Genomic DNA, 14,365 nt, shown 5'->3' with positions numbered 1-14,365 from the left:
TGACCCTTTTGGGGGTCATCTGGGAATCGCGGCGAGGGGGTTGAGTCCGTTACGGATGAGGGGTAGAAGTCTTCGGAGCCAGTGCGGATGCGACCATCTGGTGGATCTGGGTGTAGTCCGGGTTCTGCGGATCGATCGTCGGCGGCACGAGTTCGAGCTGCTGCACCTGCAGCTTGCGGGTCTTCAGCCCGAGATCGACGAAATACCCGAGCATCGACTGCGGGATATCGGTCTTCATGACCTGCTTGCCGGCCTTGGCGATGTCCTGGAACTTCGTCACGACGTTGACCGGGTTCATCTGCTTCAGGATGGCGTCCTGCAGCTGGCGCTGGCGCGCCATCCGGTCGTAGTCGCTCGTACCGTGGCGTGACCGCGCATACCACTGGGCCGTATACCCGCTCATGTGCTGCTTGCCCGGCTCGATCCACCCGACCACGCCGTTCAGGTTCTCGTCGCCGCCGATCGGAAGCTTCTGCGTCACTGTGATGTCGACGCCGCCGAGGGCATCCACCAGGTCGGCGAAGCCCTGCATGTCGATCAGGACGTAGTACTGGATCGTGATCCCGAGGGCGCCCTCGAGCGCGTCGCGCATCGACTCGATGCCGGGATCGCTGTTGTGCTTGGTCGCGTTCGGGTAGAGCTGCGGCTTGTACAGCGAGACCTCGGTGTAGATCGAGTTCAGCTGGCAGACGTCGACGTCGCAGTGGTCCTGGTAGCCGTAGCCGTCGGGGTAGAGGGCGTGCAGCGGAGACGCCGTCGGGAACGGTACCGGGTCGAGGTTGCGCGGCAGGCCGATCGTGACGGCCTGACCGGTCGTCGCATCGACGCTGACCACCGACATGCTGTCGGGCCGCATGCCCTGGCGGTCCGGTCCGGCATCGCCGCCGAGCAGCATGATGTTGTAGCGACCATTGACCGGCGGCGACGATGGGCCCGCCGAGAAGATGTCACCGAGCGCGCCGCGGGCCGAGCCGGCCACGAGAGCGCCGTAACCGGCGGTGCCCGCGATGCCGACGAGCAGGACGACGGAGAACGCTGCGATCCAGGCCCGGGCGTTCGGGGCCGTCTTCACGAGCCTGACCAGCCTGAGGGTATCGAGCGTGAGGATCACCCACAGCACGACGTAGGCGAACATCGCCAGCTGAGCGATCCACAGGCTCAGTGTCTGGGTGAAGAGGGTGTAGATGACCATCGGCCAGAGCAGGTAGACGACGCCCGCCAGGATCAGGAGTCCCCACAGCGTCAGCGTCGCCACGATGCCGACCCGGCCGAGTCGCCGGTTTCCGGCCAGGATCTGCGCCGAGCCCGGCAGGAGCACATTGAGTACGACGAGCCACCAGCCGCGCTTGGTCATGACCTTCGCGGATGCTGCGTCCGGGTACCGGATGGGGCTGGCGACGGTCATAGTCTCGCTTTGAGGTCCGCGTTCTTCTGCTCGACGAGCGCGGCGAGGTCCTCCGCATACGTCACGAGCTTCGCTGCGAGCGCCTCGTCCGACGTGGCGAGGATCCTGACCGCGATCAGTCCGGCGTTCTTCGCACCGCCGATCGAGACCGTCGCGACCGGGATTCCCGCCGGCATCTGCACGATCGAGAGCAGCGAATCGAGGCCGTCGAGGCGCGAGAGCGGCACCGGGACCCCGACGACGGGAAGGGTGGTGACCGACGCGAGCATGCCCGGCAGGTGGGCGGCGCCGCCCGCACCCGCGATGATGACCCTGATTCCCCGGCCGGCAGCTTCTTTGCCGAACGCGATCATCTTGTCGGGGGTGCGGTGCGCTGAGACCACCTCGACCTCATGGTCGACGCCGAACTCCTCGAGGACCGCCGAGGCGTCCTGCATGACCGTCCAGTCCGAGTCGGATCCCATGACGACGGCGACACGGGGCCGAGGAGAGTTGACGCTGGGCATGGGTTCAATGGTATTCGGCAGTCCTGAAAGATCGCGCTGCGAAACGCGCTCGTGCTCGGGCGCCCGCCCCGGTCATCCCTCGAAGAATGCCGCCGCGCTGCGCGCCTGGTAGGCGACTTCGTCGAGATCGTCGCCGCTCGCGGTGACATGACCCACCTTGCGCCCGGGTCGCGGTTCCTTGCCGTAGCCGTGGACCTTGACGGTCGGATGCGCGGCGAAGGCGGCCGGGTACCGGTCGAGCAGTTCGCCCTCCTGTGGGCCACCGAGGATGTTCACCATCACCGACCACACGTCGCGGCTGCCGGTCGCACCGAGCGGAAGGTCGAGCACGGCCCGCAGGTGCTGCTCGAACTGGCTGGTCGTCGACCCTTCGATCGACCAGTGACCGCTGTTGTGCGGCCGCATCGCGAGCTCGTTCACGAGAATCCTGCCGTCGGTCGTCTCGAAGAGCTCGACCGCGAGCACGCCGGTCACGCCGAGACCGGATGCCACAGCGATCGCGATGTCGGCGGCCAGGTCGGCGATCCGGCCGGCCGACTGCGGCGCGGGTGCGATGACCTCGGCGCAGACGCCGTCACGCTGGATCGTCTCGACGACCGGCCACGCCGACACCTCTCCCGACGGCCTCCGCGCTACGAGCTGAGCGAGCTCCCGGCGGAACGACACGAACTCCTCGACGAGCAGCGCTCCGCCGCGGCCGTCCTCGGCGAGCGCGAGGAACCAGTCGTCGACACTGTGCGGCTCGGAGACGACACGCACGCCCTTGCCGTCGTAGCCGCCCCGGGCAGTCTTGACGACCGCGCGACCCCCGTGGGAATCGAGGAACTCCTTCAGCTCATCGGCGGATTCGATGGCGGCCCAGTCGGGCACCGGTAGTCCCAGCTCGGACAGCTTCGCACGCATGTGCAGCTTGTCCTGGGCATAGAGGAGCGCGTCGGGGCCCGGGTGCACGGGGATGCCGCGGGCGACGAGTTCGCGCAGGATCGCGGGGGGCACGTGCTCGTGGTCGAACGTGATGACGTCGACCGTCTCAGCGAACGCGAGGACGGTGTCGAGGTCACGATAGTCGCCGACACCTGTCGCAGCGAGTTCGGCCGACATCCCCGGAGCCTCTTCGAGGACCCTGATCGTGATCCCCAGTTCGACCGCCGGGGGGATCATCATCCTCGCCAGCTGTCCTCCACCGATCACGCCAACCGTGCCCAGAACCATTCGCCGGTCTCTTCCACTCGTTTATCGTCTTCATCAGGGCGGATTACGCCTCTGAGAACCTTCAGCGACGGGCAGGGAAACTCCCAGACACCCCTGCTGTATCTCGCGTAAGCTCGCGAGCGCATGTCTATCTTCGCCCATGAACACGATCGAACATATGCCTGAACTGCAAACCGAAACCCACGCCAGAACTCGTCACGCCGCGCGGCTCATTCCGCAGCTGGTGAAGTTCGGCGCGGTCGGCGCCGTCGGGTTCGTCGTCAACCTCGTCGTATTCAACGGGCTGATGCTGACCGTGTTCGCCGGCGTGCACCACGGAACGATCTATGCGACAGTGATCGCGACCTTCCTGGCCATCGTGACGAACTGGATCGGCAACCGGTTCTGGGCGTTCTCCGGCCAGCGCCAGTCGAACGCCGTGCGGGAGGGCATCGAATTCTTCCTGGTCAGTCTGGCCGGCATGGGCATCCCGCTTCTCTGCGTCTGGATCTCCCACTACGTGCTCGGCTATGTCTCGCTCGTCGCCGACAACATCGCGATCAATGTCGTCGGGCTGGCGCTGGGAATGCTCTTCCGTTTCGCCCTCTACCGCTGGTGGGTCTTCTCGCCCGACCGCGTGCGGCCTGCCACCGAAAGCCCGCGCGCGGCTGCCGGCACCGCTTCGCTAGCGGGAGCCCCAGACCGCGGTCTGATCGGGGACAGCTGACTCGTCCTGCTGGCGGCGGGTCGACACGATGTTCTGCGAGTGCTCCATCAGGTCGTGGAGCGCGCTCTGCACCAGGTCGGCCTTGGGAACGTCCTGAAGGACCACCGGTTTCTCCAGCCCGGAGTTGATGCGCACATCACCGGACCGGAATGCGCTCTGCAGCCAACTGCGGCGCACGCTGATGTCGTAGCCACGGCTGTGCAGGAGTTCCTGCCGTACGCGCACGAAGAATCCGTGGCGCAGGATGATGCGCCGCGTGGTGATCGTGTACCGCTTGCTCAGCCAGAACGCGAGCGGCAGCAGGAACAGCAGCAGAACGATGGCCGCCGCCGAGCTGTAGAGCAGTACGTTCTCCCACACCTCGGTGAACTGCCCTCCGTAATAACCGAGCGCACCGCACGTCGCGATGAGCACTAGGCTGGGCCAGAACAGCGCGCGGGCGTGCGGTCGAAGCCGCGCCACGATGCGTTCGGGAGGCGGCGCCGCCGCTGTGCCCGCCGTGTTGCTCATGAGCTATTAATACCGCAGGTGAGTCACATCACCTGCGGCGACAGCCGAGACGCCGGTATTCGTTTCGACGAGCAGCCGCCCGTCGGCGTCGATTCCTGTCGCTGTGCCGAGCAGCGCGTCGCCGGAGGGAAGCTCGACCCGAACGGACCGGCCGACGGTTTCGCAGGATTCGGCGACATCCCGCTGGAGACCGCATCCCACCGCGTCACCGGAGAAGGCGAGGAATGACGTGTAGAGCGCGTCGAGCTCGCGCAGGTACGACGAGAGCAGCTGGTCCGGATCGGTATCGCGTGCGCCGGCGATCGAGAGGGATGTCGCAGTGTCGACCGGGAGTTCGTCTGCCTCGAGCGTGAGGTTGAGGCCTGCCCCGATGACGACACCAGACGTATCGGGCAGGAGTTCGGAGAGGATGCCGCAGACCTTCCGCCCGTCGATGAGCACGTCGTTCGGCCATTTCAGCGCTGCGCCCTCCGGAACGGCGGAGCGAACGGCGCGGGTCATCGCGAGGCCGGCCATCAACGGAATCCAGCCGAGGCTCTCCATCGGCAGCGCATCGCCCGTCGGCGTGCGGGGGCGCAGGAGCACCGAGATCGCCAGCGACTTGCCCGCAGGCGAGACCCAGGTGCGGCCGAGGCGCCCGCGCCCGTTCGTCTGGTTTCCGGTCGCAATGACGGAGAGATCCGGCCAGTTCGCCGCGTCGGTGCCTGTCGCGCGACGAACCAGTTCGTCGTTGGTCGAACCCGCCTCCGGCAGGATCTCGAGTACGGATGCTTCATCACGGCTGAGGGGAAACTCCATGCTTCAAGTCTCCTTCAGTCCGACCAGCGAAACCAGCCGATTTTGTAGGTTTTCCTCAACGGCACGGCCCAACCGCTGGCCGGTAGAGTGAACGGCGTGACCGACACAGAACCCCGCACCGACCTCTCGACCACGGCAGGCAAACTCGCCGACCTCAAGGACCGCTATCACGAAGCTGTGACGGCCAGCGGCCTCTCCGCGATCGAGAAGCAGCACGCCAAAGGAAAGATGACCGCCCGCGAGCGCATCGACCTGCTGCTCGACCAGGGCTCCTTCGTCGAGTTCGACGAGTTCGTGCGTCACCGCACACATGCGTTCGGAATGGAGAACAAGCGGCCGTACGGCGACGCGGTGGTCACCGGCGTCGGCACGATCCACGGTCGCAACGTGGCGGTCTTCAGCCAGGACTTCACGATCTTCGGCGGCTCGCTCGGCGAGGTCGCCGGCGAGAAGATCATCAAGGTGATGGACCACGCCCTCAAGACCGGTGTTCCGATGATCGGCATCCTGGACTCGGGCGGTGCTCGCATCCAGGAGGGCGTCGTCGCCCTCGGCAAGTACGGCGAGATCTTCCGCCGCAACACGGCGGCGTCCGGTGTGATCCCGCAGATCTCGATCGTGATGGGGCCGGCGGCCGGCGGTGCCGTGTACTCCCCCGCGCTCACCGACTTCGTCATCATGGTCGACAAGTCGAGCCACATGTTCGTCACCGGTCCGGATGTGATCAAGACCGTCACCGGCGAAGACGTCGGCTTCGAAGAACTGGGCGGCGCCCTCACCCACAACAAGATCTCCGGCGTCAGCCACTACCTCGCCAGCGATGAAGAGGACGCGCTCGACTACGCGCGCACACTCCTCGGCTTCCTGCCCGACAACAACCTCGCCGAGCTGCCGGTCTATGAGTCGAACGCCGAGCTCGAGGTGACCGACGCCGACCGCAAGCTGAACACGATCATCCCCGACTCGCCGAACCAGCCGTACGACGTGAAGTCGATCATCGGGCACATCGTCGACGACGGAGACTTCCTCGAGATCCAGCCGCTGTTCGCACCCAACATCGTGATCGGGTTCGCCCGCGTCGAGGGCCGCTCGGTCGGCATCGTCGCGAACCAGCCGAGCGCGATGGCCGGCACCCTGAACATCGATGCCGGTGAGAAGGCCTCACGCTTCGTGCGGTTCTGCGACGCCTTCTCGATCCCGATCCTGACCCTGGTCGACGTTCCCGGCTACCTTCCGGGTACCGACCAGGAGTGGACCGGTGTCATCCGGCGCGGCGCGAAGCTGCTCTACGCCTACGCCGAGGCGACGGTGCCGCTGGTGACGATCATCACCCGCAAGGCTTACGGCGGCGCCTACATCGTCATGGGCTCCAAGCAGCTCGGTGCCGACCTCAACTACGCGTGGCCCACGGCCGAGATCGCGGTCATGGGCGGACAGGGCGCCGTCAACATCCTCTACCGCGGCGAGATCAAGCGCGCAGAGGCAGCCGGTGAGGATGTGGCGGCCGTGCGCACGAAACTCGCCAACGAGTACACCTACAACGTCGCCAGCCCGTTCCTGGCGGCCGAGCGCGGCGAACTCGACGGAGTCATCGAGCCGGCGGCGAGCCGGGTCGCGGTCATCAAGGCGTTGCGGGCGCTGCGCACCAAGCGGGCATCCCTTCCGCCCAAGAAGCACGGGAACATCCCGCTGTGACCGGCGAGACGCCCGACGAGGGCGACATCACGTTCGTCACCCGGGGTGTCACGGCCGCCGAGATCGCGGCGGTGACCGCCGTCCTGACGGCCGCCCTCGCAGAGACGGCCGCCGATCGCGCTGTCGGTTCCCGCCGTGGACCGAGCGCGTGGCAGCGCAGCCAGCGCCCGCTCCGCAGTCCCCTCACCCCCGGAAACGGCGCCTGGAGGAGCTTCGCCGGCTGACAGGACGCGACGTCTGCCCCCGCCGCCTGTACCCCACTTGAACCCCGATTCATGACCCCCCTCTTGCGGGTCGAGCGTGATTTCGCGGACTATGGACCCAGGCGAACGGTGAGGTGTCCCCCACCTGTCCCCCAAAATGACGACTTTGCTACTTCCGTTCGACCCGTCAATATTGTTATTGCTAGGTGTCTCTCCTCGTGAGTTACACCGCCAATCACTCGCCGACTAGGGTAAGCGGGCGAGTGTTTTGGGGGCGAGTCAGGGCGATATTCGGGTTGTCGCCCTGACTCGGGGTCTTCGAAAAAGGGCCGGCTGAGAAGCCGGCCCTTTTTCTGTCCCCGTCGTGCCGCCCGGCCGGCTCGACGCAACTCGACGCAGCGCGCCCGAGCACGGTGCGTCAGGCGTCGACGAAGGGTCTCGGAATCTCCAGCCAGAGGTCGACCTCGTCGTCGGTGGCGTCCGAGCCCAGGGCGTTCGCGTCGTCATCCGACATGCGCAGCCCGACCACCGTCACGGCGGTCTTCGAAGAACGCGGCACCGTGCGCACGATCAGCTTGTCCGTGGTCGTCCCCCGGATCGCCTCGGCGAGCCGCCCGAGCACTGCGGCCAGCGCCGGCTCGTCGAGATCGTCGATGCCGCCCTCGTCGAGAAGGCTGACCACGACGCCGCGGCGGCGCGCATCCATCACCTGGCGGCGCACATCGTCGTTGAGCAGCTTGCGCCCGCGGATCTCATCGCGGATGGCGCCCTCGAGATAGCGGCACTCCCGGCGCTCGGCCTCGGTCAGGTCGCCGTTCCTGCGCACGATCTCCGCAAGCATGGGAGCCGCCACCCGGTAGGTCTGACGCAGCCGCAGCTGGCGCTCCATGACGTGCGCCTCCTGGGCGGCCTGCCACTCCGTCGCCTCGCGTTCAGCGCGCGCGAACTGGAGGGCATCCCGGCCCGCCTTCGCCAGGGAACCGGAGATGACGACGGCGATTCCGACCCAGACGACGCTGCCGATGACGCCGAGCCCGGCCAGAGCAGGAAAGCCGGCCCAGACGACCGTCTGCAGGGCCAGGAACCCGACGCCGATCCACGCCGCGAGCTGCTGCCGCCGAACGGCGGCGATCGTCATCAGCGTTCCCACCGCTGCTACGTACCAGGTCGCGTAGCCGTTGTCCTTCGACGCATCGAGCTGGCTCGTCACGAGGATCGGTACCGCAACGCACACGGCGAGGTCGAACGCGGCGAGCCACACGGGCATCCGGGTCGGGCTCGTCGGCCAGAGGCTGATCACCGTTGCGACGCCGTACAGGATCATCGCCGCGATGGCCGGCCCCGGGTTGCGCGGGATCGACAGGGACGACAGCGCGAGGAAGAGGTGGTACGCCGAGAACAGGGCGCCCAGGCCGAGGAAGAGCGCGCGTGGGAGGGTGATCACGAGACGACCCCCGAACCGTCGGTGCGTGCATCCACGCCGTCATGTTCGACAAGCGGCTCGTCGTCGTCGGATGCCGGCCACATGATCGTGACCGTGGTGCCCTCGCCGGGCCGGGATGCGATACGGGCCAGACCGCCCACTTTCGCCAGGCGTTCCCGGATCGAGACCCGCAGCCCGAGCCGCTCCGCCGGCACCTCGTTCTGGTCGAAGCCGGCGCCCTCGTCGCGCACCGTGATCTGCACGGTCGCCAGCGGCCCTCCGCCGAGGATCTCGAGCGAGCGGGGGACGGAAGGTCCGCCCGCGTGCTGCATGCTGTTTACCATCGCCTGCACCGAGGCCGAGTAGACGGCCTCGGCCACGTGCACCGGAACGGTGTGCACCTCGACATCGCGCACGTCGATCGTGAAGGGCGACGAGAACGCCGCCGCCGCCGCGGTGATCCTGTCGCTCAGCCGGTCGAGGCCGACCAGGGTCTGGTCTTCCGGGTCGGCCGCTTCTGCAGCGTGGAGATGCCCGATGGCGTCGGATGCCATTCGCGCAGCGAGCACTTTCGCCTCCGGGCTGCGCGCACTCGCGGCCGACAGCAGGGTCGTCAGCACGCTGTCGTGCACGATCGCGTCGACCTGGACGCGCTCGACCTCCGTCGCGTGCTGTCGCACCGCCGTCGCGTACTTGGCGAGGGCAGCGCTCTGAGCGTCGTCGACCGCCGATGCCGCCTGTCGCAGCATGGCGATGATCACGAGGATCACGCCGCCCAGGATGATGGCGTAGACCGAGTCGAGACCGGCGATCTCGGCGCCGACCCCGCCACCGGATGGAAGGGCGCGGATGACGCCGTAGGCGATCGGCGTGACGAACGTGTATGCGGTGGCCAGCCACAGCGGAAAGGCCACTGCAGCGTACGCCGTTGCCACGGTACAGAGGAACCAGACCCACGGCTTCTGCCCGATCGCGTCGGGGTTCACGGCCAGCAGGGGCCAGGTGACGACGGCGATCAGATAGACGACGGCCAGGGCTCCCATCGCGACCTTCACGAACACCTGAGCGATGGCGAGGATCGGGATCACTGCGAGCAGGCCGAAGACGACCACGATGACGACCATCCCCCACGGCGCCTTGAGCGCAGGAAGCTGCGCGATCGCGACGGGTAAGGTCTGGAGCCCGAACACGAGGCCGAAGGCGGAGACGCTTCGCCCGGCGATCCGTTCGAACCGGGCCCGGCTGATCGGGTTGCGTGGCTGGGATGCCCCGGGCAGCTCGCGAGTGGGCGAGCTAGTTGCGCTCATTGCCCGTATCGGGGTCGAGCCCCGGGAGGATGCCGTCTTCGACCGCGCGGCGCAGCAGGTCGACCTTCGTCGGTGCCGGGCGGCCCACCTCCACATACTTCACGCGGATACGGTCGAGGTACTCCCGCGCCGTCGAATTCGCGATGCCGAGTTGTGCGGCGACCGCCTTGAGCGGGAGCCCGGAGGCATAGAGGTGCAGCACATCGCGCTCACGGCGCCCGAGCTGGGCCTTCGCGAAGTCGCTGTCGGCGTCGATCGCCGTCGCCCACTCCAGGTTGTTGAGCACGTCGCCGGCCGCGACCGTCGCGATGGCCGCCATGACCGTCGTGGTCGGCGAGGACTTCGGGATGACGCCGGCAGCGCCGGCAGCGAGGGCTTCGCGGACGCTCGCGACCCGGTCTGCGATGCTGTGCACGAGCACGGCTGCGCCTGTTCCCTGCACCCGCTTCACGTTGTCGGTCACGCGGGAGCCGTCGCCGAGGGACAGGTCGAGCACGACCACATCGCACTCGCGATCGCCGAGTTCGCCCACGAACTCGTCCACGGTCGCAGCCGTCAGGACCACGTCGTAGCCGGCCTCCTGGCATGCTGCCTTCAAGCCGAGCCGCACAGACTCATGATCATCGACGATTGCCACCCTCACCATGGTGTTCATCGTAGTGCGGTAACGGGCGGCCGCTCGTGATGGCGCGGTCAGCGGGCCAACATCGCAACCGCTTCGACATGGTGCGTGTTCGGGAAGAGATCGAATGCGCGCAGGGAGCCCAGCTCGTACCCGTGCGCGGCGAAGGTCCCGAGGTCGCGCGCCAGGGCGACCGGGTCGCAGGCGACGTAGACGACCTGTGCCGGGGAGAGCTCGGCGATCGCGTCCACGACAGCACGCCCCGCACCGGAACGAGGAGGGTCGAGGATGACCGTGGCGGCGCGGAGTCGCGAGCGTTCGGCCGGCGACGCATCCGCTGCGAGAGCGGTGACGAAGCGCTCCACCCGATCGGTCACGGCACTTGCGCCGATCCACTCCGCGAGGTTCTCCGCTGCGTGATCCGTCGCCGTCTCGTCGCCCTCCACCGACGTGATGCGCACCGTGCTGCCGAAGCGGTCGCCGAGGGCGGCCGCGAGAAGGCCGACGCCGCCGTACAGGTCGAGGTTCGCCGCACGCGGATCGAAGAGGGCCTCGTCGACCGCCGACTGCACGGCTTCGGTGAGCGTCGCCGCGGCGAGACGGTGCACCTGCCAGAAGCCGCGCGCGTCGAGCGCGAACTCCCGGTCGCCGACGTGCTCGCGCACCGTCATCGGCCGATGGCGGGGACGGACGGTGCGACGGCCGCGCTTCACCCGTGCGTCATTCACGAGCACGTGGGCGGACCCGCCCGTCGTGGCGACGACGTCGATCGACTCTGCGCCCGCGAAACGCTGGCCGAACGGCGTCGCCTCGGCGACGCGGTCGGTCGCGAGCGGAAGATCATCGACCTCGACGACCTGGTGCGAGCGCGGTGCGAAAGGCCCGAACGTGCCGTCGGGTGCCACCTGCAGGCGCACCCGGGTGCGCCATCCGGAACCATCCGCCGTCTCCGGCTCCACGCCGGCGACCGCGGAGCCTGCGGTCTCCACAGTCACGTCGCGGTCGATCTTCGCCATGCGGGCGAGCGCATCCTGGATCACGCGCCGCTTCAGTTCCCGCTGGTGGTCGAGCCGGATGTGGCCGAACTCGGCGCCACCTGCCCGCTTGGACGGCGGCCGATCGATCGACGCGGCCGGCCAGAGGTGCGGTTGCCGTTCCGGGGCCGGGTCGGTGACCGACAGGGTCTCGGCGCGCCAGAACCGGTCATGGGTCGTATCGGTGATGCGGGCGCGGATGCGCTCCCCGGGCATCGTGTCGGGGACGAACACGACGCGGCCCTCGAAACGGGCGACGAAGACTCCGCCGTGTGCGACGTTGGTAATCTCGAGTTCGACATCATCGTGCGGCATCCGTCGAGCATCCCACAGAGCGGGACGCCTCGCACAAAGGAAGACATGCGCCTCTACCTCGCCTCAACCTCGCCCGCCCGGCTCGCGCTGCTACGCGCCGCAGGCATCGAACCCGTCGTCGTGCCATCGCAGGTCGACGAACCCGCCGCCGTCGCCCGGGCAGAAGAGACCAGCGGATCGCTCGGCGCCTCGGCGATGGTTCAGCTCCTCGCGCAGGCGAAAGCCGAAGCCGTCGTCGGCGCCCTGGTCGACGGGCAACCGATCGACGGGTTCATCCTCGGCGGCGACTCGGCGTTCGAGATCGGCGGTTCGATCTACGGCAAACCGCACACGCCTGATGTCGCACGGGCACGGTGGCATTCCCAGCGCGGCGACACCGGTCGCCTGCACTCCGGGCACTGGCTCATCGACCACCGGGGCGGGCGCACGAACGCGGCGACGGGCGCGACCGCCGTGGCCACCGTGACATTCGCATCCGATATCACCGACGACGAGATCGACGCGTACATCGCAACCGGAGAACCACTCGAAGTGGCCGGGGCGTTCACCGTTGACAGCCTCGGCGGCCCGTTCATCACACGGATCGACGGCGATCCGAGCACGGTCGTCGGCCTGTCCCTCGCCACTGTGCGCGAACTGTTCGTCGAGCTGGGCGTGAGCTGGCCCAGCCTGTGGAATCGCGCTTTGTAGGCTTCCCGACCCCCGGGCATCCCATTTTTGTCTAGTTCGACCAAAATGGGGAGGGATGCGCCGCATAGGCTAGAGAACTGTGCCACGCATAACCAAGGTCCTCATCGCCAACCGGGGCGAAATCGCCGTCCGGGTCATCCGCGCCGCGAAAGACTCCGGAATCGGATCGGTCGCGGTCTACGCCGACCAGGACCGTGACGCGCTGCACGTCAGGCTCGCCGATGAGGCGTATGCGCTCGACGGCACAACGAGCGCCGAAACCTACCTGGTCATCGACAAGCTCCTCTCGGTCGCCCGCCGCTCCGGCGCGGACGCCGTGCACCCCGGCTACGGGTTCCTCGCCGAGAACGCAGACTTCGCCCGCGCCGTCATCGGCGCAGGCCTCACCTGGATCGGCCCCTCGCCCGAAGCGATCGAGCGGCTCGGCGACAAAGTCTCCGCCCGGCACGTCGCCGAAAAGGTCGGGGCACCCCTCGCGCCCGGCACGCTCAACCCGGTCGCCGACGCATCCGAGGTACTCGACTTCGTCGACCAGTACGGCCTGCCGGTCGCCATCAAGGCGGCATTCGGCGGCGGCGGCCGCGGCCTCAAGGTCGCCCGCACCCGCGACGAGGTGCCAGAGTTGTTCGAATCCGCCACCCGGGAGGCGGTCGCTGCGTTCGGGCGCGGCGAATGCTTCGTCGAAAAGTATCTCGACCAGCCCCGCCACGTCGAGACCCAGTGCCTCGCCGACGCGTACGGCAACGTCGTCGTCGTCTCCACGCGCGACTGCTCGCTGCAGCGCCGTCACCAGAAACTCGTCGAAGAGGCGCCTGCTCCGTTCCTGACCGCAGCGCAGACCGACGAGCTGTACCGCGCATCCAAGGCGATTCTCAAAGAGGTCGGCTATCTGGGCGCCGGCACGTGCGAATTCCTCATCGCCAAAGACGGCACCGTCTCGTTCCTCGAAGTCAACACGCGCCTGCAGGTCGAGCATCCGGTCTCTGAAGAGGTAACCGGCATCGACCTTGTACGTGAACAGTTCCGGCTCGCCGAAGGTGGCACCCTCGACTACGACGACCCCATCGCGCGCGGCCACTCGTTCGAGTTCCGCATCAACGGCGAGGACGCCGGGCGCGGATTCATCCCCTCCCCCGGGCCCGTGCATGTCTTCAAGCCCGCCGGCGGACCCGGTGTGCGCGTCGACAGCGGAGTCCAGGCCGGCGATGTGATCTCCGGGTCGTTCGATTCCCTCCTAGCCAAGCTGGTCGTCACCGGCGCCACGCGGGAGGACGCGCTCGAGCGCTCGCGCCGCGCACTCGACGAGTTCGAGGTCGCAGGGCTCCCCACCGTGCTTCCCTTCCACCGCGCGATCGTGCGCGACACCGCCTTCGCGCCGCAGGACGGCGAACCGTTCTCGGTGTACACCCGTTGGATCGAGACCGAGTTCCAGAACGAGATCGAGCCGTGGGGCGGGGCGCTCGACGCGGCGGCACCCAGCCAGCAGCGCCACAGTGTCGTCGTCGAGGTCGAAGGCAAGCGCATCGAAGTCAGCCTTCCCGGCAGGCTCCTCGCCGCTGCGGGTGCTGAGGCTGCGACCTCGCCGGCTCCGCGTCGCCGCGGCGGCACGCACGCCGTCGACACCGCTACTGGCGACTCGATCACGGCTCCGATGCAGGCGACCGTGGTGAAGCTCGCTGTGGACAACGGCGACCAGGTGGTCAAAGGCGACCTGGTGCTCGTGCTCGAGGCGATGAAGATGGAGCAGCCGCTCACCGCCCACAAAGACGGCACGGTCTCCGGCATCAACACGGCGGTCGGCGCCACGGTGTCCTCCGGGCACCTCCTGCTCAACATCAGCTGAGCGCGGCGCCACGGGGCCTGGTTCGTCACACAGGAGTTCGCGTTACTGGGGTGGCCCATGCCACCCGGATGGCCGCCAAACGGCCCCATCCGTCAC

Annotated in this window: 14 protein-coding genes; 5 read left to right on the top strand and 9 right to left on the bottom strand. The window is 67.9% G+C overall.

The features are described 5' to 3' along the window. Positions 1–49 precede the first annotated feature (49 nt). The 3 genes from ACPPVQ_RS06375 to ACPPVQ_RS06365 all read right to left on the bottom strand — a co-directional run bounded on the left by ACPPVQ_RS06375 (position 50) and on the right by ACPPVQ_RS06365 (position 3,123). Positions 50–1,405 (bottom strand): LCP family protein, encoded by a 1,356-nt coding sequence (locus ACPPVQ_RS06375; protein WP_426519767.1) that lies wholly within the window; start codon positions 1,403–1,405, stop codon positions 50–52. Beyond that, entirely contained in the window at positions 1,402–1,911 is a 510-nt protein-coding gene (purE, locus tag ACPPVQ_RS06370) for a 5-(carboxyamino)imidazole ribonucleotide mutase (RefSeq protein ID WP_426519765.1), read from the bottom strand. The genes ACPPVQ_RS06375 and purE overlap by 4 nt, the downstream gene beginning before the upstream one ends. A 72-nt stretch (positions 1,912–1,983) precedes the next feature. Next, a complete protein-coding gene (locus ACPPVQ_RS06365) occupies positions 1,984–3,123 on the bottom strand; it encodes a 5-(carboxyamino)imidazole ribonucleotide synthase (protein WP_426519763.1) in 1,140 nt (379 codons plus the stop codon). A 157-nt stretch (positions 3,124–3,280) separates the two neighbouring features. Between ACPPVQ_RS06365 and ACPPVQ_RS06360 the strand changes: the two genes are divergently transcribed. Further along, positions 3,281–3,829: a GtrA family protein gene (locus tag ACPPVQ_RS06360; protein WP_426519761.1), complete on the top strand. Its 549-nt coding sequence runs from the start codon at positions 3,281–3,283 to the stop codon at positions 3,827–3,829. Here ACPPVQ_RS06360 and ACPPVQ_RS06355 read toward each other — a convergent pair. Together ACPPVQ_RS06355 and ACPPVQ_RS06350 are read right to left on the bottom strand one after the other, a co-directional pair. Next, positions 3,788–4,339, bottom strand: coding sequence for a PH domain-containing protein (locus ACPPVQ_RS06355; RefSeq protein WP_426519759.1), 552 nt, complete (start codon positions 4,337–4,339; stop codon positions 3,788–3,790). The genes ACPPVQ_RS06360 and ACPPVQ_RS06355 overlap by 42 nt on opposite strands. Before the next feature lie 6 nt (positions 4,340–4,345). Further along, positions 4,346–5,137, bottom strand: a complete 792-nt coding sequence (locus ACPPVQ_RS06350) for a biotin--[acetyl-CoA-carboxylase] ligase (RefSeq protein WP_426519757.1) — start codon at positions 5,135–5,137, stop codon at positions 4,346–4,348. Between the two features lie 87 nt (positions 5,138–5,224). On the opposite strand from ACPPVQ_RS06350, the gene ACPPVQ_RS06345 reads away from it, so the two are divergent. Further along, positions 5,225–6,832, top strand: a complete 1,608-nt coding sequence (locus ACPPVQ_RS06345; protein ID WP_426519755.1) for an acyl-CoA carboxylase subunit beta — start codon at positions 5,225–5,227, stop codon at positions 6,830–6,832. Then, a complete protein-coding gene (locus ACPPVQ_RS06340) occupies positions 6,829–7,056 on the top strand; it encodes an acyl-CoA carboxylase epsilon subunit (RefSeq protein WP_426519753.1) in 228 nt (75 codons plus the stop codon). Before ACPPVQ_RS06345 ends, ACPPVQ_RS06340 begins: the two co-directional genes overlap by 4 nt. A gap of 397 nt (positions 7,057–7,453) precedes the next feature. Here ACPPVQ_RS06340 and ACPPVQ_RS06335 read toward each other — a convergent pair whose 3' ends face one another. From ACPPVQ_RS06335 to ACPPVQ_RS06320, 4 genes are read right to left on the bottom strand one after another with little or no spacing between them, the layout of a single operon-like run. After that, the gene (locus tag ACPPVQ_RS06335; protein WP_426519751.1) at positions 7,454–8,479 is read right to left on the bottom strand and encodes a hypothetical protein; all 1,026 of its coding nucleotides are present in this window, start codon (positions 8,477–8,479) and stop codon (positions 7,454–7,456) included. Continuing rightward, entirely contained in the window at positions 8,476–9,765 is a 1,290-nt protein-coding gene (locus ACPPVQ_RS06330) for an ATP-binding protein (RefSeq protein WP_426519749.1), read from the bottom strand. Before ACPPVQ_RS06330 ends, ACPPVQ_RS06335 begins: the two co-directional genes overlap by 4 nt. Further along, positions 9,752–10,411 (bottom strand): response regulator, encoded by a 660-nt coding sequence (locus ACPPVQ_RS06325; protein ID WP_426519747.1) that lies wholly within the window; start codon positions 10,409–10,411, stop codon positions 9,752–9,754. The genes ACPPVQ_RS06330 and ACPPVQ_RS06325 overlap by 14 nt, the downstream gene beginning before the upstream one ends. 47 nt (positions 10,412–10,458) lie before the next feature. Beyond that, positions 10,459–11,736 (bottom strand): class I SAM-dependent RNA methyltransferase, encoded by a 1,278-nt coding sequence (locus tag ACPPVQ_RS06320; RefSeq protein ID WP_426519745.1) that lies wholly within the window; start codon positions 11,734–11,736, stop codon positions 10,459–10,461. A gap of 45 nt (positions 11,737–11,781) precedes the next feature. Between ACPPVQ_RS06320 and ACPPVQ_RS06315 the strand changes: the two genes are divergently transcribed. Together ACPPVQ_RS06315 and ACPPVQ_RS06310 are read left to right on the top strand one after the other, a co-directional pair. After that, positions 11,782–12,426: a Maf family protein gene (locus ACPPVQ_RS06315; protein ID WP_426519743.1), complete on the top strand. Its 645-nt coding sequence runs from the start codon at positions 11,782–11,784 to the stop codon at positions 12,424–12,426. A gap of 79 nt (positions 12,427–12,505) precedes the next feature. Further along, a complete protein-coding gene (locus ACPPVQ_RS06310; protein WP_426519741.1) occupies positions 12,506–14,269 on the top strand; it encodes an acetyl/propionyl/methylcrotonyl-CoA carboxylase subunit alpha in 1,764 nt (587 codons plus the stop codon). The last annotated feature ends 96 nt before the right edge of the window (positions 14,270–14,365 follow it).

Origin of the sequence: Leifsonia sp. McL0618 (assembly GCF_049994905.1) — a bacterium.
GTDB lineage: Bacteria > Actinomycetota > Actinomycetes > Actinomycetales > Microbacteriaceae > Diaminobutyricibacter.
This window is presented reverse-complemented; position numbering and strand designations above follow the sequence as displayed.

Bases quoted from the DNA above. Each gene is read 5' to 3' on its own strand.
- ACPPVQ_RS06375 (WP_426519767.1), bottom strand. From the start codon at position 1,405: ATGACCGTCGCCAGCCCCATCCGGTACCCGGACGCAGCATCCGCGAAG.
- purE (WP_426519765.1), bottom strand. From the start codon at position 1,911: ATGCCCAGCGTCAACTCTCCTCGGCCCCGTGTCGCCGTCGTCATGGGA.
- ACPPVQ_RS06365 (WP_426519763.1), bottom strand. From the start codon at position 3,123: ATGGTTCTGGGCACGGTTGGCGTGATCGGTGGAGGACAGCTGGCGAGG.
- ACPPVQ_RS06360 (WP_426519761.1), top strand. From the start codon at position 3,281: ATGCCTGAACTGCAAACCGAAACCCACGCCAGAACTCGTCACGCCGCG.
- ACPPVQ_RS06355 (WP_426519759.1), bottom strand. From the start codon at position 4,339: ATGAGCAACACGGCGGGCACAGCGGCGGCGCCGCCTCCCGAACGCATC.
- ACPPVQ_RS06350 (WP_426519757.1), bottom strand. From the start codon at position 5,137: ATGGAGTTTCCCCTCAGCCGTGATGAAGCATCCGTACTCGAGATCCTG.
- ACPPVQ_RS06330 (WP_426519749.1), bottom strand. From the start codon at position 9,765: ATGAGCGCAACTAGCTCGCCCACTCGCGAGCTGCCCGGGGCATCCCAG.
- ACPPVQ_RS06325 (WP_426519747.1), bottom strand. From the start codon at position 10,411: ATGGTGAGGGTGGCAATCGTCGATGATCATGAGTCTGTGCGGCTCGGC.
- ACPPVQ_RS06320 (WP_426519745.1), bottom strand. From the start codon at position 11,736: ATGCCGCACGATGATGTCGAACTCGAGATTACCAACGTCGCACACGGC.
- ACPPVQ_RS06315 (WP_426519743.1), top strand. From the start codon at position 11,782: ATGCGCCTCTACCTCGCCTCAACCTCGCCCGCCCGGCTCGCGCTGCTA.